Raw genomic sequence first — 23,795 nt, 5'->3', positions numbered from 1 at the left:
TTTAACAAGGAGTGAGTCATGAAAAAATTAGTTGCGACAGCGCCTCGTGTAGCGGCGCTGGTGGAATACGAAGATCGTCCTGTTGCAGCACATGAAGTGAAGATTCGTGCCCGTTATGGCGCCCCGAAACACGGCACCGAAGTTGTGGATTTCCGCGCGGCAAGCCCGTTCATTGATGAAGAGTTTAACGCCGAGTGGCAGATGTTTACCCCACGTGAAGAGGGGGCAGCACGCGGCATCGAATTTGGTAAATTCCAGCTGGGAAACATGATCGTCGGCGACATCATCGAATGTGGTGCGGACGTAACGGAATACCAGATCGGCGACAGCGTTTGCTGCTACGGCCCATTGCAGGAAACGGTCATCGTCAACGCGGTGAACAACTATAAGCTGCGCAAAATGCCACAGGGCGCATCCTGGAAAAACGCTGTTTGTTACGATCCGGCTCAGTTTGCCATGAGCGGCGTGCGTGATGCTAACGTCCGCGTAGGGGATTTCGTTGTAGTTGTCGGGCTGGGCGCTATTGGCCAGATTGCGATTCAGCTGGCGAAAAAAGCTGGCGCGTCAGTGGTTATTGGTGTCGATCCTATTGAACATCGCTGTGAGATCGCCCGCCGTCACGGTGCAGACCACTGCCTGAACCCAATCGGTACCGATGTCGGTCTTGAAATTAAGAAACTGACCGGCAAGCAGGGCGCGGATGTGATCATCGAAACCAGCGGCTTTGCAGATGCGCTGCAATCTGCGCTGCGCGGACTCGCCTACGGCGGCACGATCTCTTACGTGGCTTTCGCCAAACCTTTTGCGGCAGGCTTCAACCTGGGCCGCGAAGCACACTTCAACAACGCGAAGATTGTCTTCTCCCGCGCATGCAGTGAACCCAACCCGGATTATCCACGCTGGAGTCGCAAGCGTATTGAAGAGACCTGCTGGGAATTGCTGATGAACGGTTATCTCAATTGTGAAGATCTGATCGACCCGGTCGTCACCTTCACCACCAGCCCGGAAAGCTACATGAAGTATGTCGATCAGCACCCGGAACTCAGTATCAAAATGGGCGTTACTTTTTAAGCTAAGGACAGCAAATCATGAAAATCGCAACACAAAACCAGGCCTTTTTTCCGACCACTATCATGGAAAAATTCAAATACATCAAAGCGATGGGATTTGATGGCTATGAAATTGATGGCCGACTGCTGGTTGAACATCTCGACGAAGTGAAAGCCGCTATCAAAGCCACCGGTCTGCCGGTCACGACGGCGTGTGGCGGATACGATGGCTGGATCGGGGATTTCATCGAAGAACGCCGCCTGAACGGTCTCCAGCAGATTGAACGCATTCTGGAAGCGCTGGCAGAAGTGGGCGGCAAAGGGATTATCGTCCCGGCTGCCTGGGGGATGTTTACCTTCCGTCTGCCGCCAATGACTTCGCCACGTAGCCTGGATGGCGATCGCAAAGCGGTCAGCGCTTCCCTGCGCTGGCTGGATGAGGTAGCAGCGCGCACCGGTACTACCGTCTACCTGGAGCCGCTGAACCGCTATCAGGATCATATGATCAACACCCTGGCCGACGCGCGTCGTTACATCGAAGAGAACGGCCTGAAGCACGTGCAGATCATCGGTGATTTCTACCACATGAACATTGAAGAAGACTCACTGACGGAAGCGCTGCATCACAACCGCGACCTGCTGGGTCATGTGCACATTGCTGATAACCACCGCTATCAGCCGGGCAGCGGCAGCCTCGATTTCGCCAGCCTGTTCGGTCAGCTGCGTGCTGATAACTATCAGGGTTATGTGGTGTACGAGTGCCGGGTTCGTGCCGACGATCCGGCTCAAGCCTATCAGGACTCACTCAATTACCTGCGTGAATGCTAAGGATGACGAGCGTGATGAGTGCTTCTACACCTTTGCCTCTGCGCGTCGCCATCATTGGCGCCGGGCAGGTTGCAGACAAAGTGCATGCCTCGTATTACGCCACGCGCAGTGATGTTCAAATGGTGGCTGTCATGGACAGCCGCCTTGAGCAGGCACAGGCGTTCGCGGAGCGTTATGCCATTCCAACGGCATGGCAGGACGCTCACGAGATGTTGCAGAAAGTAAAACCGGATGTGGTGAGCGTCTGTTCGCCTAACCGGTTCCATTTTGAACATGTGATGACGGCTCTCGAAGCGGGTTGCCATGTGATGTGTGAAAAGCCGCCGGCAATGACGCCGGGACAGGCCGACCAGATGCGCATCGCGGCGCGCAAGGCAGGAAAAGTCCTTGCGTATGATTTTCATCATCGCTTTGCCCTGGACACCCAGCTCCTGCGCGATGCGGTAATGAACGGCACACTCGGTGAAATTTACTTCACTTCCGCGCAGGCGCTGCGTCGCTGCGGTGTGCCGGGGTGGGGCGTTTTCACCAATAAATCGCTCCAGGGCGGCGGGCCGCTTATCGATATCGGCATTCATATGCTGGATGCTGCGATGTACGTGTTGGGCTTCCCGGCTGTGAAGCGGGTAACCGCGCACAGCTTCCAGAGACTGGGGAACCGGAAACACACCGGTCAGTTTGGCGAATGGGATCCTACGCAGTTTACCGTGGAAGATGCCCTGTTTGGCACGATTGAATTCTGCAACGGCGGCGTTCTGCGTCTGGACACCTCCTTTGCGCTTAACATCCGCGAGCAGTCCATCATGAACGTCTCTTTCTGCGGTGAAAAGGCAGGCGCAACGCTGTTCCCGGCGCATATCTATAACGACGAAGCCGGTGTTTTAGAAACCCTTTTCCATCGTGAAGAGGCGGACGATCAGCGCCATCTGCGCAGTATGGATGCCTTCGTGCGTCATGTGCTGGGAGAGCACGTTATGATCGCTGACGCAGAACAGGGTCTGGTTATTCAACAGCTTGTTGCCGCGCTTTATGAATCAGCAGAAACAGGGGAAAGCGTGACATTATGCTGAACGTGTCTGTATTAAACGATCCGGGCTTTTGTCCTCACAGCCTGAACAAATATGCCTCTGTCATGACATGCGGGAATGGATACATGGGCATTCGCGCTACGCATGAAGAAGATTACACCCAGCAGACCAGAGGCATGTATCTCGCGGGGCTTTATCATTGCGCGGGTCGCAACGAGACTACTGAGCTGGTCAATCTGCCGGATATCACCGGTATTGATGTTGAGCTTGATGGCGTCAATTTCACGCTCCTGTCAGGCGAAATTCTTGAATGGCAGCGCGAGCTGGCCTTTGCTAACGGCGAACTGCATCGCAACGTTGTCTGGCGTGCACCCGACGGGAAACGTTATCGGCTGGAGAGCCGTCGTTTTGTTTCGCTGGACCAGTTGCCCTTAGTGGCAATGCAGTTCTCGATCACACCGCTTGATGGCGACGCTCAGGCCGTGCTGAAAACCGGCATAGATGCGACACAAACGAACAGCGGCAGACAGCATCTGGATGAAATCTCGGTCAGGATCTTTGACCAGCACTACATGCAGGGCGTGTATGAAACGCAGGACCGTGCATCTGAGGTTGTGGTTTCGGCGTATTGCCAGCTCTCGACGAAAAGCGACAGCTGTTTCACCGCCAAAAACCGCCGTCTCAGCGTGCATCATTCGCTGACGATTGTTCGGGGTGACACTGTCACGCTTGAGAAGATCGTCTGGGTGGCTCATCGTAGCGAGAAAGCGCTGTCGCAGGAGTCATTCGCGCGCAACGCGCTGGCCGATCTTAAAGTCTGTGCGGCAAGAGGTTATGAGGCGTTGCTTGAAAGCTCAGCGTATGCCTGGAAAGATGTCTGGCGCGACGCACGTGTGGAAGTGACTTCCACAGAGCAACAGGATCAGCAGGCGCTGGATTACGCCGTCTGGCATCTGACGACAATGACGCCTGCTCATGATGAGCGAAGCAGTATTGCGGCGAAAGGGCTGACGGGTGAGGGGTACAAGGGGCACGTCTTCTGGGATACCGAAATTTTCCTGCTGCCGTTCCATCTGTTTACCCGCCCGCAGATTGCCCGCAGCCTGCTACGCTATCGTTGGCTTAATCTGGCAGGCGCACGGGAAAAAGCGCGCCGTAACGGTTGGCCGGGTGCATTGTTCCCGTGGGAAAGTGCGGCCAGCGGACAGGAAGAGACGCCAGAATTCGCGGCCATTAACATCCGCACCGGGGTTCGCCAGAAGGTGGCTTCCGCACTCGCTGAACATCACATCGTGGCTGATATCGCCTGGGCCGTGGTCGCTTACTGGCAGGCAACACACGACGATGCCTTTATGCGGAATGAGGGGCTGACGCTACTGATGGAAACCGCTTCGTTCTGGATGGGACGCGCGACGGAAATCAATGGTCGTCTTGAGATCCATGACGTGATCGGACCGGATGAATACACCGAGCATGTCAACAACAACGCCTACACCAACTATCTGGCCTGGCACAACGTTGCCTGCGCGCGTCAGTTTATGGCGATGTTTGGCCGTGAAGATGCGCGTTTTACGGAGAATGCCGGGGAGTTCCTGGCGCGCCTGTGGCTGCCAGAGGCCGACGCTGACGGTGTGATCCCGCAGGATGATACCTTCATGGCAAAACCTGCCATCGATCTGAGCCGCTATAAAGCCAAAGCGGGTAAGCAAACCATTCTGCTTGATTACTCTCGCGCGGAAGTGAACGAGATGCAGATCCTGAAGCAGGCCGATGTGGTGATGCTTAACTACCTGCTGCCGGAACGGTTTACGCCGCAGCAATGTGCCGCCAATCTGGCGTTCTACGAGCCACGCACGATTCATGATTCATCCCTGAGTAAAGCCATTCACGGCATTGTGCTCGCACGCTGCGGTGACACCGAGGGGGCGTATGCCTTCTGGCGTGACGGTATCGCCATCGACCTGGGGGACGACCCACACAGCAGTGATGACGGTATTCATGCCGCCGCCACCGGTGCGATCTGGTTGGGCGCTATTCAGGGGTTTGCTGGCCTGCACATTAGCGAAGGGGAGCTGCATCTTGCACCGAAACTGCCTGTTCACTGGCAGAAACTCGCCTTCCCGCTGCGGTGGCGGGACGCAACAATGCACATTACCTGTGAAGATGACCAGTTAACCATTGAGACTACCGCACCTGTCACGTTGACGCTGTGGGGTAAAACGCTGCATGTATCAGGGCGAAAAGTCTGCGCGCATAAGGACTTTCTTGCACCTGTTAATGGGACCGCTACCACGGAGGGGCGCCATGACGCTTAACGCTGTTGTATTCGATCTGGACGGGGTGATCACCGATACCGCGCATCTTCACTTTCTGGCCTGGCGCGCCGTGGCGGAGGAGATTGGTATTACCTTCGATGAAGTATTTAACGAACAGCTGAAGGGAATAAGCCGAATGGACTCCCTCCAGCGTATTCTGAAACATGGCGGGAAAGAGGGGATGTTCAGTGACGAGCAGCGCCTGGCGCTGGCAACGAAAAAAAACGCGCTTTACGTCCAGTCGCTGGCATCACTGACGCAGGATTCGCTGCTCCCGGGTATTCGCGACGTGCTGGCGGATATTCGCGCCGCGAAGGTCAAAATTGGGCTGGCATCCGTATCGCTTAATGCCCCTGGGATTTTGCACGCGTTGGGTATTCATCAGGCTTTCGATTTTTGCGCCGATGCTTCGCGCATTTGCCGCTCAAAGCCGGACCCGGAGATCTTCCTTGCAGCCTGTAAAGGACTGAACGTGCGTCCTGAAGAGGCCATTGGTATCGAAGATGCCGCCGCAGGGGTAGATGCGATCAACGCCGCAGGAATGCTGTCGGTCGGAATTGGGCCTGGCCTGAACCATGCGGGATTACAACTTCATTCAACGCAGGAACTGACCTGGGAACGCCTGACGGCGTTCTGGGCATCCCGGGCGTATTGATAAGGAATTAATAATGGCTCAACTGTCTCTGAAACACATTCAGAAAATCTATGATAACCAGGTCCACGTGGTTAAGGATTTCAATCTCGAGATTGAAGATAAAGAATTTATCGTCTTCGTCGGTCCATCGGGCTGTGGGAAATCCACGACGCTGCGAATGATTGCCGGCCTTGAGGAGATCAGCGCAGGTGAACTGATTATTGACGGGGTTTGCATGAATGATGTTCCCGCCAAGTCCCGTGATATCGCAATGGTCTTCCAGAACTATGCGCTCTATCCGCATATGACGGTCTACGACAACATGGCGTTTGGCCTGAAGATGCAAAAAATAGCACCTTCCATCATCGAAGAACGTGTTAGCTGGGCGGCTCAGATCCTGGGTTTACGCGACTATCTCCAGCGTAAACCTGGCGCATTGTCAGGTGGTCAGCGTCAGCGCGTGGCGTTAGGCAGGGCGATAGTGCGTGAAGCAGGGGTCTTCCTGATGGATGAACCGCTGTCAAACCTCGATGCCAAGCTTCGTGTACAGATGCGCGCTGAAATCAGCAAGCTGCACCAGAAGCTCAATACCACCATGATTTACGTGACGCACGATCAGACGGAAGCCATGACGATGGCGACCCGTATTGTGATTTTAAAAGACGGCATCATTCAGCAGGTGGGCGCGCCAAAGCAGGTTTACAACGAGCCGGCGAATATGTTCGTTGCAGGCTTTATTGGTTCACCTGCGATGAACTTCATTCGTGGCGCGATCGACGACCGATACTTCGTGACGGAAACGCTGCGTCTGGAGATCCCGGAGGAGAAGCTGGCCGTACTGAATGCGCAAGGTTACCAGCGCAAAGCGGTCGTCTTTGGGATCCGTCCGGAAGACATTCTCACGCTACAGCGCAGCGGTGAAAACATCGCGGCGAAGATCAGCGTCGCTGAGCTGACTGGGGCAGAATTTATGCTTTATGCCAACGTGGGCGGGCATGAACTGGTTGTCCGTGCGGGAGCGGCGGATGATTACGTTGCAGGAGATAATATCGGCATCCAGTTCGATATGAGTAAGTGCCATTTCTTCGATGCTGATACTGAAGCAGCTATTAGATAAGAAAGGTATTCGCCGGAAATGAAAGTTTCCGGTTTTTTTGTATGTTAATTATAAAGGAATATTTTAATGAGTACTCTACTAAGAAGTGCTGCGCTCGTTCTGTGCACAGGGGTAAGCTGCGCGCAAGCAACAGAGTCAACCAAACAGTGGGAATTTAATATTGGTGCCATGTATGAAATTGAAAACGTCGAAGGTCAGGGCGACGATAAAGATGGATTATATGAACCTTCCGTGTGGTTTAACGCCACGTATGATGCGTGGACAATTTCACTGGCGATGTATCAGGAAGGCCCGGTTGATTACAGCAGCATGACGCGCGGCACCTATTTCGATCGTCCTGAATTTGAATTACGGTATCGCTTCATTGGCACCGATGATTTTACGCTGGGTCTTACGGGCGGTTTCCGTAATTATGGATATCATTTTAAAGATGAGCACGGTGCGAAAGACGGTAGTGCTAATATGCAGCGCTATAAAATTCAGCCTGACTGGGATGTGAAATTAACAGATGACTGGCGTTTTGGCGGTTGGTTTGCCATGTACCAGTTTGCGAATGACCTGGGAAAAACCGGTTATTCTGACAGCCGCGTCGAAACGGAAACCGGATTTACCTGGACAATAAACGAAACCGTCTCTGCAAAAGTTAACTACTATTTAGAGCGTGGCTTCAATATGGACAGTTCACGTAATAACGGTGAATTCTCCACCCAGGAGATTCGTGCCTACCTGCCTGTTTCATTAGGCCAGACAACGCTTACACCTTACACCCGTCTGGGGCTCGATCGCTGGTCAAACTGGGACTGGCAGGACGATCCAACTCGTGAAGGGCATGACTTCAATCGACTGGGTCTGCTCTATGCTTATGACTTTGCGAATGGCCTTTCCATGACGCTTGAGTATGCCTACGAATGGGAAAATCATGACGAAGGCGAGAGCGACCGCTTCCACTATGCGGGTGTCGGCGTCAATTACGCGTTCTGATGACGTTATACCAGGGGCGTTTGCCCCTGGTTTTTAGCGTAACGAAGCTGCATCTGAAAAATGTGTTTCAACCAATACCTTATGCGGCGCAGGTTTATCCGCAATGCACCTGAACAACAAATCGCAGCTCTCTTCGCCCAGCTTTTTCGTGGGGATATCAAAGCCGCCTGGTGCAGGGGTTAATATGAGAGATAGCATCGGGTCGCTGTATCCTGCCATTGCGACCTGTTCCGGGATCGCCAGATTTAGCGCATCCGCGGCACGATAAAGACTCAGCAATTTCATGCTGTCAGTCGCAAAAACCGCATCGGGCGGGTTGTCTGAGGAGAGTAGCTGGCAGGCCGCCTGAAGCGCGCTTTCATGGGTATAGCCGCCATCGATAACCCAGGTCGGGTTAATTTCGATGCCGTGTTTCTCAAGGCTGAATTTATAACCCGCCAGGCGATCGATAGAGACGTGATAATCGAGCGGGGCATGCAGGCAGGCAATTTTGGTGCGGCCATGCGTGATAAACGAGTCTGTTAATATGGCGCTGTCGCGGAAATTATCCGTGTCGACAGAATAGATATTCTGGTAATTTCCTTCCACTTTACCAATGACGACCACGGGCACACCGTATTCATCCAGCGTCGAGAAAAACGACTCGTTCGCCGGCGAGCTTAGCATGATGATGCCTTTGATCATCTTCTGCTTTATTTTACCCACGCATTTTTGCAGATCATCTTCACTGCTTTTGGACGTTTGTAAAATAACATCAAAACCTTCTTCTTCTGCTTTTGCCGTAATGGCATGCAGTACATCTGAGAAAAAGGGATTTCCTGCAGTGGTCTTGGTTGAGCGGGTCGAAATAACCATAATGGCGTCGAAGCCAGAAGAGGTGAGTGCGCGGGCAAGTTTATTAGGTTGGTAATTTAACTCATCTATCGCCTTCAACACCTTTTCACGCGCTTCAGGAGAAATATTCGTTTGTTTATTCAGAACGCGTGACACGGTTGATTTCGAAACGCCAGCAACGCGGGCAATATCATAGATGGTGGGTGACATACACCTTACTCACTCCAGACGGACAGCAATTGCGTCCATCTTACTGGAGAGAAAACGGCAATAGCAATAATTAAGAATTGATAATCAACGATCTGCCCCAATTTACTGTATTCTGAAGTGACTTTGTTCAGGGTTCCAGACAATGAAGGACGGCGATGAAGCGACTTAAAAACGAATTCAATTCTCTGGTGAACCGTGGCGTTGATCGCCATCTGCGTCTTGCCGTTACCGGGCTGAGCCGCAGCGGTAAGACGGCATTCATTACGGCGATGGTCAATCAGCTGTTGAACCTGCATGCTGGGGCGCGCCTGCCACTGCTTAGCGCGGTGCGCGAGGAGCGATTGTTAGGCGTAAAACGCGTACCGCAACGTGATTTTGGCATCCCCCGTTTCACCTATGATGAAGGTCTGGCACAGTTATACGGGGAGCCTCCCGCCTGGCCCACCCCGACGCGTGGCGTGAGCGAAATTCGCCTTGCGCTTCGTTTTCGCTCGAATGAATCCCTGATGCGTCACTTCAAAGAAACGTCCACGCTGTATCTCGAAATTGTGGATTATCCGGGAGAATGGCTGCTCGATTTACCGATGCTGGCGCAGGATTACCTGAGCTGGTCCCGACAGATGACCGGTCTGTTGCAGGGGCAGCGGGCAGAGTGGTCGACCAAATGGCGCCAGCTTTGCGAAGGGCTGGATCCGCTGGCGCCGGCGGATGAAAACCGTCTGGCCGTCATAGCCCAGGCCTGGACGGATTACCTGCATCAGTGCAAGCAGGAGGGGCTGCATTTTATTCAGCCGGGCCGTTTTGTTCTGCCGGGAGATCTAGCCGGTGCTCCCGCGCTACAGTTTTTCCCGTGGCCGGACGTTGACCGCATCGGCGAATCGAAGCTGGCACAGGCAGACAAGACCACCAACGCCGGTATGCTCCGCGAGCGATACAATTATTACTGTGAGAAGGTGGTTAAGGGTTTTTATAAAAATCATTTTTTACGCTTTGACCGCCAGATCGTGCTGGTGGACTGCCTGCAACCCCTCAACAGCGGGCCGCAGGCGTTCAATGATATGCGGCTGGCGCTGACGCAGCTGATGCAAAGTTTTCATTATGGCCAGCGTACGCTGTTTCGCCGTTTATTCTCGCCGGTCATCGACAAGCTGCTGTTTGCCGCCACAAAAGCTGATCATGTGACGGTCGATCAGCACGCCAACATGGTATCCCTGCTGCAACAGCTGGTGCAGGATGCCTGGCAGAACGCGGCGTTCGAAGGGATTAGTATGGATTGTCTGGGTCTGGCGTCCGTACAGGCTACGCAGAGTGGGTTGATTGACGTGAATGGCGAGAAAATTCCGGCCCTGCGGGGCAACCGACTCAGCGACGGTGAGCCGCTCACGGTCTATCCGGGCGAAGTTCCCCCACGTCTGCCGGGCCAGGCTTTCTGGCAAAGCCAGGGTTTTCAGTTCGAAGACTTCCGTCCGCAGAGCATGAACGTTGACCAGCCATTGCCGCATATCCGTCTGGATGCCGCGCTGGAGTTTTTAATTGGAGATAAATTACGATGACGGAACCGTTAAAGCCCCGCATTGATTTTACCGGCCAGCTTGAGCAGTCCCCGCATGAGGCGTTTAAAACAGCGCAAACCTTCAGCGGTCCGCAGGCCGACAACTTTGCTCCCGTGCTGGCAGAGGAGCCGTTGGTTGAAGAGGGGCAGGCGGAAGCGGTCGTTGATGCGGCACTGCGCCCGAAACGCAGCCTGTGGCGTAAGATGGTGACCGCCGGGTTAGCCCTTTTTGGTGTGAGCGTAATTGGTCAGGGCGTGCAGTGGGGCGTCAATGCCTGGCAAACCCAGGACTGGGTAGCGCTGGGGGGATGCGCCGCCGGGGCGTTGATCGTTGGTGCGGGCGTCGGCTCGGTCGTGACCGAGTGGCGTCGCCTCTGGCGTCTGCGTCAGCGTGCGCACGAACGCGATGAAGCGCGGGATCTGCTGCACAGTCACGGCACCGGAAAAGGGCGTGCTTTTTGTGAAAAACTTGCGGCTCAGGCCGGGATAGATCACTCTCACCCGGCGCTTCAGCGCTGGTATGCGGCGATCCACGAAACCCAGAATGACCAGGAAGTGGTCACGCTCTATGCGCACATTGTTCAGCCGGTACTGGATGCGCAGGCTCGTCGTGAGATCAGCCGCTCGGCGGCGGAATCCACCCTGATGATTGCCGTCAGTCCGCTGGCGATGGTGGACATGGCCTTTATCGCCTGGCGCAACCTGCGCCTGATCAACCGCATCGCCAGACTGTATGGCATTGAGCTTGGCTATTACAGCCGACTGCGCCTGTTCAAACTGGTGTTGCTGAATATCGCCTTCGCCGGGGCAAGCGAACTGGTGCGGGAGGTCGGGATGGACTGGATGTCGCAGGATCTTGCGGCGCGTCTCTCTGCCCGGGCGGCGCAGGGGATTGGTGCCGGTCTGCTGACGGCACGCTTAGGAATAAAAGCGATGGAGGTTTGTCGTCCACTCCTCTGGATCGATGGCGATAAGCCGCGGCTGGGGGATTTCCGTCGCGAATTGATTGGTCAGCTTAAAGAGACGCTCAATAAAAAACCTGCTCAGTGAGGTTTCGTTTACTAATCGTGCGGGCTGTCAATATTTGTTGACAGCCACCTTCCCGAATACCGTGATCTGACATATCATTTTACTGTTATTGGCTTAAACGGTGAATTTCCCATGCGTCTGGAAGTCTTTTGTGAGGACCGTCTCGGTCTGACCCGCGAGTTACTCGATCTTCTTGTTTTACGTAGCATTGATTTACGTGGCATAGAGATCGACCCTGTCGGGCGAATTTACCTCAATTTTGCCGAAATTGAATTTAATACCTTCAGTAGCCTGATGGCCGAAATCCGCCGTATCGCTGGCGTTACGGATGTACGCACCATCCCCTGGATGCCATCCGAGCGGGAACACCTTGCGCTGAGCGCACTGCTGGAAGCAATGCCGGAGCCGTTTCTCTCTCTCGATCTGAAAAACAAAGTCGAGCGCGTTAACCAAGCCAGTTGCCAGCTGTTTGCGCAGACTCAGGAAAAGCTTATCGGTCATTACGCCACGCAATTGATCCCAGGTTTTAATTTCCAGCGCTGGCTGGACAGCAACCCGCAAAATACCCATAGCGAGCACGTCGTCATCAATGGACAGAATTTCCTGATGGAGATCACGCCGGTCTACCTGAAAGGGGAAAATGCCGCGCGGGTGCTCACCGGCGCGGTAATCATGCTGCGCTCCACGGTGCGCATGGGACGCCAGTTACAGAACCTTTCCAGCCAGGACGTCGGCGCATTCAGCCAGATTATTGCGGTGAGCCCGAAGATGCGTCACGTGCTCGACCAGGCGCGCAAGCTGGCAAATCTTACGGCACCGCTGCTGATTACCGGGGATACCGGTACGGGGAAAGATCTGCTGGCGCATGCTGTGCACATGGCCAGCCCGCGTGCGGCAAAACCGTATCTGGCGCTGAACTGCGCGTCTATTCCTGAAGATGCGGTGGAAAGTGAACTGTTCGGGCATGCGCCGGAAGGCAAAAAAGGCTTCTTTGAACAGGCGAATGGCGGCTCGGTGTTGCTGGACGAGATTGGTGAAATGTCGCCACGCATGCAGGCGAAACTGCTGCGTTTTCTCAATGACGGCACGTTCCGCCGCGTGGGGGAAGATCATGAAGTGCACGTGGATGTACGCGTCATCTGCGCCACCCAGAAAAACCTGGTGGAGCTGGTGCAGAAAGGAGTATTCCGCGAAGATCTCTACTATCGTCTCAACGTTCTGACGCTCAATATTCCGCCGCTGCGCGATTGCCCGCAGGACATCATGCCGTTGACGGAACTGTTCGTCGCCCGTTTTGCCGACGAGCAGGGCGTGCCGCGTCCGAAGCTCTCTGCCGACCTGGGTACCGTGCTGACGCGTTACGGCTGGCCGGGCAATATTCGTCAGCTAAAAAATGCGGTCTATCGCGCATTAACTCAGCTTGAAGGGTATGAACTGCGTCCTCAGGATATTCTGTTGCCGGATTACGATGCCGGGACGGTCTCGGTAGGCGAAGAGGCAATGGAAGGCTCGCTGGATGACATCACCAGCCGTTTCGAGCGTTCGGTGTTAACGCAGCTTTATCGCAACTATCCGAGCACGCGCAAGCTGGCTAAACGTCTTGGGGTGTCACATACCGCGATTGCGAATAAGCTGCGTGAGTATGGGTTAAATCAGAAGAAGGGTGACGAATAAATAAAAAAGCCTCTTTGCAGAGGCTTTTTTACGTTTAGGCTTTAAGTGCCTCAAGTGCAGCGGTGTAATCCGGTTCGGTAGTGATTTCGTTAACCAGCTCACTGAAAACAACGTTGTCGTTTTCGTCGATCACCAGCACCGCACGAGCAGCCAGACCTTTCAGCGCGCCTTCGGAAATGGCAACACCGTATTTTTCCAGGAAATCGGGGCTACGCAGAGTGGAAAGGGTGATGACGTTGCTCAGGCCTTCAGCGCCGCAGAAACGAGACTGGGCAAACGGCAGGTCAGCAGAAATGCACAGCACCACGGTGTTGTCCATTTCGGTCGCCAGCTGGTTGAATTTACGCACTGATGCAGCACAAACGCCCGTATCGATGCTTGGGAAAATGTTCAGGACTTTACGTTTGCCAGCAAACTGGCTCAGCGTGACGTCAGACAGATCTTTAGCCACCAGAGTAAAAGGCTGTGCTTTGCTGCCAGACTGTGGGATGGAACCTGCAACAGCAACCGGGTTGCCCTGGAAATGAACGAGTTGTGACATAGATATCTTCCTGTTTACAAATAGTTAACGTCGTGGCTAGTGTATGTCATCCACAGTTAGCACGGCAAACCAATTTTCTGCCTTTCCGGCCTGCAAGGAGTCAGTGATGAGAAGCGTTAAGGTCTATGAAGAAGCCTGGCCATTGCACACCCCGTTTGTGATCTCGCGCGGTAGCCGTAATGAGGCCTGCGTGGTCGTGGTTGAATGTGAAGAGGACGGCGTAAAAGGCGTCGGGGAATGTACCCCTTATCCTCGCTACGGAGAAAGCCTGGCGTCAGTCATGGCGCAAATTATGACGGTGGTGCCCGAGTTGCAGGCGGGCCTGACGCGTGAGGCTCTTCAGCAGAGGTTGCCGGCCGGCGCGGCACGTAACGCGATTGACTGCGCACTCTGGAGTCTGGAAGCGGCGAAACAACAAAAACCGCTACCTTCGCTGCTGGACGTTACGCTGCCGCAATCGATCGTCACCGCGCAAACGGTCGTCATCGGTGAACCAGAGCAAATGGCGGCCAGCGCCCAGGCGCTATATGCAACCGGTGCAACCTTATTAAAGGTGAAGCTCGATGATCGTCTGATTAGCGAACGCATGGTCGCCATTCGTGCGGCGGTACCTGATGCCACCCTTATCGTCGATGCGAACGAATCATGGCACAGCGAAGGGCTGGCAGCCCGTTGTCAGCTGCTTGCCGATCTGGGCGTTGCCATGCTGGAGCAGCCTCTCCCGGCAGAAGACGATGCCGCGCTGGCGAATTTTATTCATCCGCTTCCCGTCTGTGCAGACGAAAGCTGTCATACCCGTGAGAGCCTGTCAGCCCTCAAGGGCCGCTACGAGATGGTGAACATCAAGCTGGATAAAACGGGTGGGTTAACCGAGGCCCTGGCACTGGCACAAGATGCGCAGGCGCAAGGCTTTTCCCTGATGCTGGGCTGTATGTTGTGCACGTCCAGAGCGATCGGTGCTGCACTCCCGCTGGTGAACAGCGTGCGTTTTGCCGATCTGGATGGCCCAACCTGGCTGGCGGTTGACGTTTCACCCGCCCTGAGTTTTACCTCCGGCGTACTTCATCTTTGAGGCTGCCAGCGCAGAAGATCAGTCATCGCTCTGAGGTATTTTTCACTCGCTTCATCCGAGGAAATAGGCGGAAACTCTGCGGTGATACAGTGAAGACTGAGGTCCGCGCACCAGCTGCCAAACGACCCGGGCGTTTCATACCCGACGCTGGTTACCAGAGGTAGAGCAAACGCATCCGCCAGCCACTGCCCGAGCGCTGTATGACGAGGATCTTCAATACAGGCGAGGGGATCGTGGAAAGAGACAACCCAGGCCGGGTGGATCTTATGAATAAGCTGACACAGCGCCTGGGTTTCGGGCTCGGAACCCGGTTTTTCTCCCGTAAGCAGGACCACATCTCGTTCCTGCGCCGAACTGTTCCAGCGATACACCGTTTCACCGGCACGCCAGTTTGCTGCCGGAAAGTTCCTGTTAAGGTCAACGCCTCGTGCATTCGCCCGTAATCCAAGCTGGCATCCGTCCGGGTTGACGGTCAAAATCACATGATGTCGTCGTAAATCGGGGGCCAGCGTACGTAGCGCGCACGAAAGCGTCACGATGGACGAGTTTTCATCGCCATGTGTGCCCGCAATGATTAAGCCGCTAGTGCGATCGGGCTCGGGAGCCGGAAACCAGATCAGTGGGGCGCCTAAAAATGAGCGGCCATAATGTTCAGTCCCGGGCGGGAAGGCGCCGCGTTCCGTTCTTGGTCGGGTGGTTGCCATAATAAACCCTGATGATGAAGTCGCTTCTGGCAGTGTTGTGCAAAACCCGCGCTTAATCAAATAGTTTCCGTCTGTGTGTAAAATTGCCTGACATCAACTTTCCTGAGGAAGCATTTGCATTTCTCCGTTTCGAAACAAATAATTACGCATCTGCCTGTTACCTGACATCATTAAGGGGATCGTATGAAGCATCCTGTTTCGCTTCTTTGCACTGCGCTGTGGCTGTGCGGGTTTTCTTCACTTTCATATGCCGCAGAGGTTCCCAGGGGAACGGAGCTGGCGCATAAGCAGGAGCTGGTTCGACACATTAAAGATGAACCCGCCTCGCTCGATCCGGCAAAAGCGGTGGGTTTACCCGAGATACAGGTGATCCGCGACCTTTATGAAGGGCTGGTGAATCAGAACGAAAAAGGGGAGCTGGTTCCCGGCGTGGCGACGCGCTGGCAGAGCAACGATAACCGTGTCTGGACGTTTACGTTGCGGGATAACGCGAAGTGGTCTGACGGTACCCCGGTGACGGCACAAGATTTTGTCTACAGCTGGCGTCGTCTGGTTGATCCTAAAACTACGTCACCTTTCGCCTGGTTTGCAGCGCTGGCGGGTATTAATAATGCGCAGGCCATTATCGATGGTAAAGCTGCACCGGAAACGCTCGGCGTGACGGCAGTCGATGCTAAAACGCTGCGCGTGCAGCTGGATAAACCGCTGCCATGGTTCAGCAACCTCACGGCTAGCTTTGCGTTCTATCCTGTTCAAAAGGCAAACGTGGAAAGCGGTAAAGAATGGACGCGCCCTGGCGCGCTCATCGGCAACGGTGCGTATGTGCTGAAAGATCGCGTGGTGAATGAAAAACTGGTGGTTGAGCCGAATACTCACTACTGGGATAACGCCAACACGGTGCTTAAAAAAGTCACCTTTGTGCCAATCAACCAGGAGTCCTCAGCGACCAAACGCTACCTGGCGGGCGATATCGATATTACAGAATCGTTTCCGAAAAACATGTACCAGAAGCTGCTTAAAGATATTCCGGGACAGGTTTATACACCGCCACAGCTTGGGACCTATTACTACGCGTTTAACACACAAAAAGGCCCAACTGCGGATGCCCGCGTACGTCTGGCGCTCAGCATGACTATCGACAGACGTATTATGGCTGAAAAAGTCCTGGGAACCGGTGAGAAACCGGCCTGGCATTTCACTCCCGATGTCACTGCCGGTTTTACACCGGAAATCTCGCCATTTGAGCAGATGTCGCAGCAGGAGCTAAATGCTCAGGCGAAAACGTTATTACAGGCGGCAGGCTATGGTCCCCAGCGCCCGCTGAAATTAACGCTGCTGTACAACACGTCTGAAAACCACCAGAAAATCGCCATTGCCGTCGCATCTATGTGGAAGAAAAATCTGGGTGTTGACGTTAAGTTGCAGAATCAGGAATGGAAGACCTACATCGACAGCCGCAATACCGGGAATTTCGACGTGATCCGTGCGTCGTGGGTAGGGGATTACAATGAGCCGTCGACATTCCTGTCGCTGCTGACGTCCTCTCACACCGGCAACATCTCACGGTTCAACGACCCTGCTTACGATAAGATTATTCATCAGGCGACGCTCGAAACCACTGAAAAAGCGCGTAATGCAGACTACAACATGGCCGAGAAGATCCTCGCCGAGAAAGCGCCGATAGCCCCTATTTATCAATACACCAATGGCCGCCTCATTAAGCCCTGGGTTAAAGGGTATCCGATAAATAACCCAGAGGATGTTGCGTACAGTCGTACAATGTATATTGAAAAGCATTAAAAAAACAGGAAAGGCGCTTAAGTGGTTTTGGCAAATAGCTATACATCGCTTAAGCGCCTGAACACACGGTTCATGGTACCTACAGGCTAGTTATTATCAAAATTCCTTTCATAAAAAATCATTTATTCTTTTGATGAATGCTTCGAGCGACATCTCTTTTCCAGTTTATTGAAAAGCGTGCAAGCATTTATACATCCTCCATGTAATAGCTTAATTCCTGCTATTTAAAACCTGACTTTTGTCCGATATAGGATTTTTCCATATTCAGGAGGTTTATTGAATAAGATGATATGTCTCTGCGATTTTGCAGCTGATGCTTAGATCAGCATTGATATAAATCAATTATTCAACGACAGGTGGCAATGAATTCAATATTCTCTATCAAGGCAGACGTTCCTGCTAATCTATTGTGAATAAATGGTTAATACTTTCTGCGTGCCACTTATATCTGGAATTTATAAATACTAGTGATTAGTGGAAAATTCTTAAGAAAAATCCATATGCAGATCTTTGATCTGAAAAGTTGATCATGAATGGGCTTTTGCTCTAATATGGTTTTGTAAAGACCCGTCACTCACTTAACTCGTATTTCTTGCAAAGAAAGGGACTGCTATGGCCGATTCATTTCAGAATGAGGTGCCCAAGGCACGCATAAATTTAAAACTGGCGCTGCATACAGGCGGCGCGCAGAAGAAAGTCGAACTGCCGCTTAAACTTCTCACTGTCGGTGATTTCAGTAATGGAAAAGAGAATCGTCCATTGTCCGAAAGGAAGAAAATCAACGTCAACAAAAATAACTTCAATAGCGTACTTTCGGAATTTAACCCGGAGGTTAATCTGACGGTGCCTAACACCATGGCTGTCGATGGTTCGGAGGAAAGTATAAAACTGAATTTCTCCGATATTAAGGATTTCGAACCTGAACAGGTTGCCCGCCAGATCCCCCAGCTCCGCGCCATGCTGGCCATGCGTAATTTATTACGCGACCTCAAATCCAATCTTCTTGATAACGCCACTTTCAGAAAAGAACTCGAGAAAATTCTTAAGGACCCGGCGCTGTCTCAGGAATTACGCGACGAAATGAGTGCACTGGCCCCGAAATAAGCGGCATGTGTAATTTAATGGATTAACCGGGAATATGCTGATGTCTGTGAATAGTGAAACCGCCTCCGCGCAGGGGCAGACCATCGTACTGGAAAAAGAGGGCGTTTACGCCTCCCTGTTTGAAAAAATCAACCTGACTCCGGCCTCGAGCCTGGGTGATATCAATGCGTTTCTGGATGATGCCGCGCTTTCTGACGCGCCGGCGGGTGAACGCCTGACGGCGGCGATGCAGGTGTTTATGGACTGCATCCGCAAATCCGGTCAGCCCGTGGAGAAGCTCGACAAAACGCTGATTGACCACCATATCGCCGAACTGGATTTCCAGATTAGCCGTCAGCTGGATGCCGTAATGCATCACCAGGCGTTCCAGAAAGTGGAATCCCTGTGGCGCGGCCTGAAGCAGCTGGTGGACAACACCGACTACCGCCAGAATGTGAAAACCGAGATTCTGGACGTCTCCAAGGACGACCTGCGCCAGGATTTTGAGGATGCACCGGAACTGATCCAGAGCGGCCTCTACTGGCACACCTATACCGCCGAATACGACACCCCGGGCGGCGAGCCGATTGGTTCCGTGATTTCATCCTATGAATTTGACGCCAGTCCGCAGGATGTGGCGCTGCTGCGCAACATCTCGAAAGTGTCTGCCGCCGCACACATGCCGTTTATTGGCTCTGTCGGCCCGAAATTCTTCCTGAAAGACTCTATGGAAGAGGTTGCTGCGATTAAGGATATCGGCAACTACTTCGACCGCGCCGAGTACATCAAGTGGAAATCTTTCCGCGACACCGACGACGCCCGCTACATCGGCCTCGTGATGCCGCGCGTGCTGGGGCGTCTGCCGTATGGCCCGGACACCGTACCAGTGCGCAGTTTTAACTACGTTGAGCAGGTGAAAGGCCCGGATCACGAGAAATACCTGTGGACCAGCGCGTCGTTCTCCTTCGCGTCAAACATGGTGAAGAGCTTCATCAATAACGGCTGGTGCGTGCAAATACGTGGCCCGCAGGCGGGCGGGGCGGTGAAAGATCTGCCTATTCATCTGTACGATTTGGGTACCGGCAACCAGGTGAAAATCCCGTCTGAGGTGATGATCCCGGAGACCCGCGAGTTTGAGTTTGCCAACCTCGGCTTTATTCCGCTCTCGTATTACAAAAACCGCGACTATGCCTGCTTCTTCTCGGCGAACTCCGCGCAGAAACCGGCGCTGTACGACACCGCAGATGCCACGGCCAACAGCCGCATCAACGCCCGTCTGCCATACATCTTCCTGCTGTCGCGTATTGCGCACTATCTGAAGCTCATCCAGCGCGAGAACATCGGCACCACCAAGGACCGCCGTCTGCTGGAGCTGGAGCTGAATACCTGGGTGCGTAGTCTGGTGACGGAAATGACCGATCCGGGCGATGAGTTGCAGGCATCTCATCCGCTGCGTGACGCGAAGGTGGTGGTGGAAGATATCGAAGACAACCCGGGCTTCTTCCGCGTGAAGCTGTTTGCGGTGCCGCACTTCCAGGTGGAAGGCATGGATGTGAACCTGTCTCTGGTGAGCCAGATGCCGAAAGCGAAAGCGTAACGTAAGGCAGGAAGCATGAAAACGGAACAACCGTTATGGGGCAGGGGCCAGATGGTCTCTCCCCAGCACTTCCAGCAACAGGCCGCGTATGCGGCCTGGTCTGCGGAATGCATCGCCCGGTTAGGCCTCTCCCATCCCTGGGGAGTGATTGAAGCCACTTTCGAACCGGATGCACTGAAACTGGGCCGCCTGCAGGCCCGCCATCTGCACATCCGTTTCCCCGACGGGACGCTTATCGACACGGATAATGCTGACGATCTGCCACCGGTTCTCGCGCTGGAGAGTGAATCAAATGAGGTGGTAGTGATGCTCGCGCTTCCGCTGCTGCGCGCGAATGGTGGCAACTGTCTTAAGCCTGATGAGGTAGCCGGGCGTCCTGTTCGCTATCGCCAGCGCTGGCAGGATATCCGCAATACCTTCGGGGACGATACCCGCCAGATTGCGGTAATGCGTCCTGAGCTGACGCTGCGGTTTGCACATCAGAACAACAGCGATTACCTGACCTGTCCGGTTGCCCGCCTGCAGCAGGATCTGCAGGGGGCGTGGCAGCCTGATGAGACGTTTCTCCCCCCGCTCCTGGCCATCGAGGGCAGCCGCTGGCTGTTAACCCAGCTCGAACAGCTGATGATCCAGCTACGTGTACGCCTGAGCCGACTGATGGCCATGCGACGGGAAAGTAATGAGCGCATGGCAGACTTTGCCGTGGCCGACGTGTCGCTGTTCTGGTTGCTGAATGCCCTCAACAGCGCTGAGCCCGTGCTGGGGCAGTTTCAGCGCCATCCGCAAAGTCCGCCTGAACGCCTGTATCCGGAGCTGGCCCGCCTGGCGGGCAGCCTGCTGACCTTCTCGCTGGAGCACCAGGTGAGTGCGATCCCGGTCTGGCAGCACGAGCAACTGAATAACGTATTTCCGCCGCTGTTTGATTTACTGGGGGACCTTCTGGAAGCCAGTCTGCCATCGCGGGTGGTGGCGATTGAGCTTGAGCACGATGCCCGGCTGCACTTCTGGCAGGCCCGTCTGCATGATCCGCGTCTGCGTGAAGGGGCGGATTACTACCTCTCCGTGCGTTCAATGGTGCCGGTGGCTCAGCTGCAGGAGCAGTTCCCGCGCCAGTGCAAGGTTGGCAGCCCCGATCATGTCAGAAGTATCGTCAATTCATCGCGGGTGGGCGTGCCGCTGACCCCGCTGCGCCATGTGCCGGCAGCCATTCCGTTACGTCTGGAAAATCAGTATTTCAGTCTTGATGTCTCTCATCCTCAGGCCACTGAAATGCTCCAGGGCGGCACCTGCATGTTTTACGTTCCGGGCATGCTCGGCGAGCCTGAACTTGAACTCTTTGCGGTGCTGAGAACATGAGTGAGCGTAAACGCGGCGCTGCCGCGGCCATTGATATTGATGCCCTGCTGCAGGATACCTGGCTGCAGGTGATCAGCCTGCGTCACGGTCCGAAATTTCAGGATGGAGAAGGGCGCACGCTGTGGGAGCGTTGCATTGCTGATGTCGAACGTGTGCAGCGTGAGCTGAAAGCGGGCGAACTTGATGAAGCCAGCTGCCGGCATATTCTCACCGCACAATGTGCGCTGCTGGATGAGGCGGTTAAGAGTCGCGGTGTGGAGGATGATGCCTGCGTGCAGTGGTATGACATTCCCCTGCAGGGGCACTTCCTTGGCACCATGGACGCCGGTGACACGCTGTGCGATCGGATGCGCGATGTGCTGCGTGAACCGGCTCCTGACCACGCTGTCGTGACCTGCTTCCAGCGGGTCATGATGCTCGGATTCCTCGGCAACTTCCGCTCCCTGAACGATCCTGAGCGGCAGAAACTCATGAATGCACTTAATGAACATGTTGCGCCGTTCAGCTATTCACAACCCCATCCCGTTCTGGCGGAAAGCCATGCCGGACGGGGGATAGGGGGTTGGCTTGCTTCATGGCCCATGCGCATTGGCCTGAGTGTGGTGGTGGTCACCGCATTATGGTGGGGACTGGATTGCTGGCTGGATCAGACACTGCTTACCCTGCTGCCGGGAGCCGTGAAATGAGCCCTGCACAACAGCGCGGGCTTGCGCTCTGGGCTGCCCTGCTGAGTGCAGTGGTCTGCCTGTGGTTTCTGCCAGCATCCCGGCTGGTTTCCGTTCTCGTCCTGCTGGCGGTACTGGGGCTAATCATGGCGTTCTGGGCTGTCGCCTGCCGTCGCGTGCAGCACGATTTCACCCTGTGTCTGGAGGACCTGCCTGAAACCAGTTATTGCCAGCCCGTGGTACTGGTCTGTGGCGATCTGCCGCTTGCCTGGCCGCATCAGTCACCGGTACTTACTGTCACGCAGGGCTGCTGGATCCGTGTGGAGGATCATCTGGAACTGGAGCAGGCCGCCCGTCAGGTACTGTGGTTGCGCCCCGACTGGGGACGTCAGCTGTCAGTGATGGTCAGTGTTTGTCCGCAGCAGCACCCTGACAGTGAACGCCTTACCAGTCGTTTGCTTGCCCTGCGCTGGCAGATTAGTCGGTTGCGTAAAGCAACCGGCCATTCTGTGCCACTGGTTCTGAATGGACAGGTCGGCAGTGCGATGATGAATGACATGCTCTGGCAGACGGCGATCCTGGGGGAAGGGGTAAAGGTCTGGAGTGGGACTTCAGCGCCTGGCTCAGTTGCTGAATGGGTTAATACTGGCGGAACGCCTGCGATGCATCAACAGGTGCTTATGAACAGCCTGATGAGCTGGTTCCAACAGCACGTCCACGCTGTCCTTATGGATGAAAACCCCGATATTCCTGTCATTGAACCTGTTGCGGTTCTGTGGGGATTGGGCCCGATCCTGGCCGGAAGCATGGCCACCTCTGTCTGGACAGCGTGGTTGTCCCGCCATACTGCGATGCAGCAGGTGTCGGGCTGGCAGCCGGCGGGAACGGACAGTACGGTTATTTCCCTGTTCCCGAATTTTGTCCTCCCTTTACTGCCAGAAGGACGAGGCCTGACACCGCATGGACGAACCTGGCGCGGTGCGCTCGGAATCTTCACGTTGGCGACCATTGCTGCACTGCTCAGCAGTGGCTGGAACAACCGCCAGCTGCTGCAACGCGTTAGCTTCGATATTGTCCGTTACAACAGCATCGCCATGGATGATTACGGTCCTAAAGCCAGCGCCGTACAGGTGCTGCGCGAGGATGCGGCGCTGCTGGATGAGCATGCACGCAATGGTGTACCGGCCCGGCTGGGTCTGGGGCTTTATCGGGGGGAACGTCTGCGAATACCGGTGCTGGAAGCGATCCGCTCATATGTGCCACCACCTCCTCCACCAAAGCCTGTGGAAAAGGTCGCGCCGAAAATCATCCGCCTCGACAGCATGTCGCTGTTCGATACCGGCAAATGGGCGCTGAAACCCGCCTCAACAAAGCTGCTGGTGAACTCACTTGTGGGGATCAAGGCGAAGCCCGGCTGGCTGATTGTGGTCGCAGGCCATACCGACAGCACCGGGGATGACCAGTCCAACCAGGTCCTGTCGCTGAAGCGTGCGGAGTCCGTGCGCGACTGGATGCGGGACACCGGCGACGTGCCGGAGAGCTGTTTTGCGGTGCAGGGCTACGGTGAAAGCCGACCTGTCGCCACCAACGACACGGCGGAAGGCCGGACGCTGAACCGCCGTGTCGAAATCAGTCTGGTGCCGCAGGCGAACGCCTGCCAGCTGCCGGGCAACACCCCCGCGTCATCGCAGGATGATGGCGCTGATAACAACTTAACGGAGTAATT

20 protein-coding genes are annotated in these 23,795 nt (G+C 54.7%); 17 read left to right on the top strand and 3 right to left on the bottom strand.

Features of this window, described 5'->3' with window-relative positions:
• The first annotated feature begins 18 nt into the window (after positions 1–18).
• From ACQG0S_RS11785 to ACQG0S_RS11755, 7 genes are all read left to right on the top strand, one after another.
• A complete protein-coding gene (locus tag ACQG0S_RS11785) occupies positions 19–1,071 on the top strand; it encodes a zinc-dependent alcohol dehydrogenase (protein WP_015570403.1) in 1,053 nt (350 codons plus the stop codon).
• 17 nt (positions 1,072–1,088) lie between these two features.
• Positions 1,089–1,877, top strand: coding sequence for a sugar phosphate isomerase/epimerase family protein (locus ACQG0S_RS11780; protein WP_023300245.1), 789 nt, complete (start codon positions 1,089–1,091; stop codon positions 1,875–1,877).
• Positions 1,878–1,888: 11 nt separating this feature from the next.
• Positions 1,889–2,947: a Gfo/Idh/MocA family protein gene (locus ACQG0S_RS11775; RefSeq protein ID WP_048966784.1), complete on the top strand. Its 1,059-nt coding sequence runs from the start codon at positions 1,889–1,891 to the stop codon at positions 2,945–2,947.
• Positions 2,941–5,220, top strand: coding sequence for a glycoside hydrolase family 65 protein (locus tag ACQG0S_RS11770; RefSeq protein ID WP_048966776.1), 2,280 nt, complete (start codon positions 2,941–2,943; stop codon positions 5,218–5,220). The genes ACQG0S_RS11775 and ACQG0S_RS11770 overlap by 7 nt, the downstream gene beginning before the upstream one ends.
• Positions 5,210–5,875, top strand: a complete 666-nt coding sequence (gene pgmB, locus ACQG0S_RS11765) for a beta-phosphoglucomutase (protein WP_022648295.1) — start codon at positions 5,210–5,212, stop codon at positions 5,873–5,875. The genes ACQG0S_RS11770 and pgmB overlap by 11 nt, the downstream gene beginning before the upstream one ends.
• Positions 5,876–5,888: 13 nt before the next feature.
• Entirely contained in the window at positions 5,889–6,971 is a 1,083-nt protein-coding gene (locus ACQG0S_RS11760; RefSeq protein ID WP_022648294.1) for an ABC transporter ATP-binding protein, read from the top strand.
• Between the two features lie 66 nt (positions 6,972–7,037).
• Positions 7,038–7,952 (top strand): OmpG family monomeric porin, encoded by a 915-nt coding sequence (locus ACQG0S_RS11755; RefSeq protein WP_048966777.1) that lies wholly within the window; start codon positions 7,038–7,040, stop codon positions 7,950–7,952.
• A 33-nt stretch (positions 7,953–7,985) separates the two neighbouring features.
• Here the strand turns inward: ACQG0S_RS11755 and ACQG0S_RS11750 are convergent, their stop codons facing one another.
• Positions 7,986–8,996, bottom strand: coding sequence for a LacI family DNA-binding transcriptional regulator (locus tag ACQG0S_RS11750; RefSeq protein ID WP_022648292.1), 1,011 nt, complete (start codon positions 8,994–8,996; stop codon positions 7,986–7,988).
• 155 nt (positions 8,997–9,151) lie between these two features.
• Between ACQG0S_RS11750 and ACQG0S_RS11745 the strand changes: the two genes are divergently transcribed.
• The 3 genes from ACQG0S_RS11745 to tyrR all read left to right on the top strand — a co-directional run bounded on the left by ACQG0S_RS11745 (position 9,152) and on the right by tyrR (position 13,251).
• A complete protein-coding gene (locus ACQG0S_RS11745) occupies positions 9,152–10,549 on the top strand; it encodes a YcjX family protein (protein ID WP_022648291.1) in 1,398 nt (465 codons plus the stop codon).
• Positions 10,546–11,598: a TIGR01620 family protein gene (locus ACQG0S_RS11740; protein WP_426750375.1), complete on the top strand. Its 1,053-nt coding sequence runs from the start codon at positions 10,546–10,548 to the stop codon at positions 11,596–11,598. Before ACQG0S_RS11745 ends, ACQG0S_RS11740 begins: the two co-directional genes overlap by 4 nt.
• Positions 11,599–11,709: 111 nt before the next feature.
• The gene (tyrR, locus tag ACQG0S_RS11735; RefSeq protein ID WP_048966778.1) at positions 11,710–13,251 is read left to right on the top strand and encodes a transcriptional regulator TyrR; all 1,542 of its coding nucleotides are present in this window, start codon (positions 11,710–11,712) and stop codon (positions 13,249–13,251) included.
• Positions 13,252–13,285: 34 nt separating this feature from the next.
• On the opposite strand, the gene tpx is transcribed toward tyrR, so the two are convergent.
• Positions 13,286–13,792 (bottom strand): thiol peroxidase, encoded by a 507-nt coding sequence (tpx, locus tag ACQG0S_RS11730; RefSeq protein WP_003856889.1) that lies wholly within the window; start codon positions 13,790–13,792, stop codon positions 13,286–13,288.
• A 106-nt stretch (positions 13,793–13,898) separates the two neighbouring features.
• Between tpx and ycjG the strand changes: the two genes are divergently transcribed.
• Entirely contained in the window at positions 13,899–14,864 is a 966-nt protein-coding gene (gene ycjG, locus ACQG0S_RS11725) for an L-Ala-D/L-Glu epimerase (protein ID WP_045308907.1), read from the top strand.
• Here the strand turns inward: ycjG and mpaA are convergent.
• Entirely contained in the window at positions 14,855–15,568 is a 714-nt protein-coding gene (mpaA, locus tag ACQG0S_RS11720; protein ID WP_022648287.1) for a murein tripeptide amidase MpaA, read from the bottom strand. The two genes, ycjG and mpaA, sit on opposite strands and share 10 nt — an antisense overlap.
• A gap of 183 nt (positions 15,569–15,751) precedes the next feature.
• On the opposite strand from mpaA, the gene ACQG0S_RS11715 reads away from it, so the two are divergent.
• The 6 genes from ACQG0S_RS11715 (at position 15,752) to ACQG0S_RS11690 (ending at position 23,793) form a co-directional block, all read left to right on the top strand.
• Complete coding sequence (locus tag ACQG0S_RS11715; protein ID WP_169441141.1) at positions 15,752–17,368, top strand: peptide ABC transporter substrate-binding protein; 1,617 nt, start codon at positions 15,752–15,754, stop codon at positions 17,366–17,368.
• Between the two features lie 612 nt (positions 17,369–17,980).
• Positions 17,981–18,472: a type VI secretion system contractile sheath small subunit gene (tssB, locus tag ACQG0S_RS11710; RefSeq protein ID WP_023300236.1), complete on the top strand. Its 492-nt coding sequence runs from the start codon at positions 17,981–17,983 to the stop codon at positions 18,470–18,472.
• A gap of 34 nt (positions 18,473–18,506) precedes the next feature.
• A complete protein-coding gene (gene tssC / locus ACQG0S_RS11705) occupies positions 18,507–20,048 on the top strand; it encodes a type VI secretion system contractile sheath large subunit (protein ID WP_072202206.1) in 1,542 nt (513 codons plus the stop codon).
• Between the two features lie 15 nt (positions 20,049–20,063).
• Positions 20,064–21,404: a type VI secretion system baseplate subunit TssK gene (tssK, locus tag ACQG0S_RS11700; RefSeq protein WP_022648283.1), complete on the top strand. Its 1,341-nt coding sequence runs from the start codon at positions 20,064–20,066 to the stop codon at positions 21,402–21,404.
• A complete protein-coding gene (gene tssL / locus ACQG0S_RS11695; RefSeq protein WP_023300235.1) occupies positions 21,401–22,090 on the top strand; it encodes a type VI secretion system protein TssL, short form in 690 nt (229 codons plus the stop codon). The genes tssK and tssL overlap by 4 nt, the downstream gene beginning before the upstream one ends.
• Positions 22,087–23,793 (top strand): OmpA family protein, encoded by a 1,707-nt coding sequence (locus tag ACQG0S_RS11690; protein ID WP_022648281.1) that lies wholly within the window; start codon positions 22,087–22,089, stop codon positions 23,791–23,793. Before tssL ends, ACQG0S_RS11690 begins: the two co-directional genes overlap by 4 nt.
• Positions 23,794–23,795: the final 2 nt, after the last annotated feature.

The sequence above is a fragment of the Enterobacter cloacae complex sp. 418I7 genome, from assembly GCF_050030705.1.
Classification (GTDB): domain Bacteria; phylum Pseudomonadota; class Gammaproteobacteria; order Enterobacterales; family Enterobacteriaceae; genus Enterobacter; species Enterobacter intestinihominis.
Note: the sequence above shows the minus strand (reverse complement) of the source record. Positions and strands in the feature narration are given on the sequence as shown.

Excerpts from the sequence above, each read along its gene's own strand:
- ACQG0S_RS11785 (WP_015570403.1), top strand. The coding sequence starts at position 19 with ATGAAAAAATTAGTTGCGACAGCGCCTCGTGTAGCGGCGCTGGTGGAA.
- ACQG0S_RS11780 (WP_023300245.1), top strand. The coding sequence starts at position 1,089 with ATGAAAATCGCAACACAAAACCAGGCCTTTTTTCCGACCACTATCATG.
- ACQG0S_RS11770 (WP_048966776.1), top strand. The coding sequence starts at position 2,941 with ATGCTGAACGTGTCTGTATTAAACGATCCGGGCTTTTGTCCTCACAGC.
- pgmB (WP_022648295.1), top strand. The coding sequence starts at position 5,210 with ATGACGCTTAACGCTGTTGTATTCGATCTGGACGGGGTGATCACCGAT.
- ACQG0S_RS11760 (WP_022648294.1), top strand. The coding sequence starts at position 5,889 with ATGGCTCAACTGTCTCTGAAACACATTCAGAAAATCTATGATAACCAG.
- ACQG0S_RS11755 (WP_048966777.1), top strand. The coding sequence starts at position 7,038 with ATGAGTACTCTACTAAGAAGTGCTGCGCTCGTTCTGTGCACAGGGGTA.
- ACQG0S_RS11750 (WP_022648292.1), bottom strand. The coding sequence starts at position 8,996 with ATGTCACCCACCATCTATGATATTGCCCGCGTTGCTGGCGTTTCGAAA.
- ACQG0S_RS11745 (WP_022648291.1), top strand. The coding sequence starts at position 9,152 with ATGAAGCGACTTAAAAACGAATTCAATTCTCTGGTGAACCGTGGCGTT.
- ACQG0S_RS11740 (WP_426750375.1), top strand. The coding sequence starts at position 10,546 with ATGACGGAACCGTTAAAGCCCCGCATTGATTTTACCGGCCAGCTTGAG.
- tyrR (WP_048966778.1), top strand. The coding sequence starts at position 11,710 with ATGCGTCTGGAAGTCTTTTGTGAGGACCGTCTCGGTCTGACCCGCGAG.
- tpx (WP_003856889.1), bottom strand. The coding sequence starts at position 13,792 with ATGTCACAACTCGTTCATTTCCAGGGCAACCCGGTTGCTGTTGCAGGT.
- ycjG (WP_045308907.1), top strand. The coding sequence starts at position 13,899 with ATGAGAAGCGTTAAGGTCTATGAAGAAGCCTGGCCATTGCACACCCCG.
- mpaA (WP_022648287.1), bottom strand. The coding sequence starts at position 15,568 with ATGGCAACCACCCGACCAAGAACGGAACGCGGCGCCTTCCCGCCCGGG.
- ACQG0S_RS11715 (WP_169441141.1), top strand. The coding sequence starts at position 15,752 with ATGAAGCATCCTGTTTCGCTTCTTTGCACTGCGCTGTGGCTGTGCGGG.
- tssB (WP_023300236.1), top strand. The coding sequence starts at position 17,981 with ATGGCCGATTCATTTCAGAATGAGGTGCCCAAGGCACGCATAAATTTA.
- tssC (WP_072202206.1), top strand. The coding sequence starts at position 18,507 with ATGCTGATGTCTGTGAATAGTGAAACCGCCTCCGCGCAGGGGCAGACC.
- tssK (WP_022648283.1), top strand. The coding sequence starts at position 20,064 with ATGAAAACGGAACAACCGTTATGGGGCAGGGGCCAGATGGTCTCTCCC.
- tssL (WP_023300235.1), top strand. The coding sequence starts at position 21,401 with ATGAGTGAGCGTAAACGCGGCGCTGCCGCGGCCATTGATATTGATGCC.
- ACQG0S_RS11690 (WP_022648281.1), top strand. The coding sequence starts at position 22,087 with ATGAGCCCTGCACAACAGCGCGGGCTTGCGCTCTGGGCTGCCCTGCTG.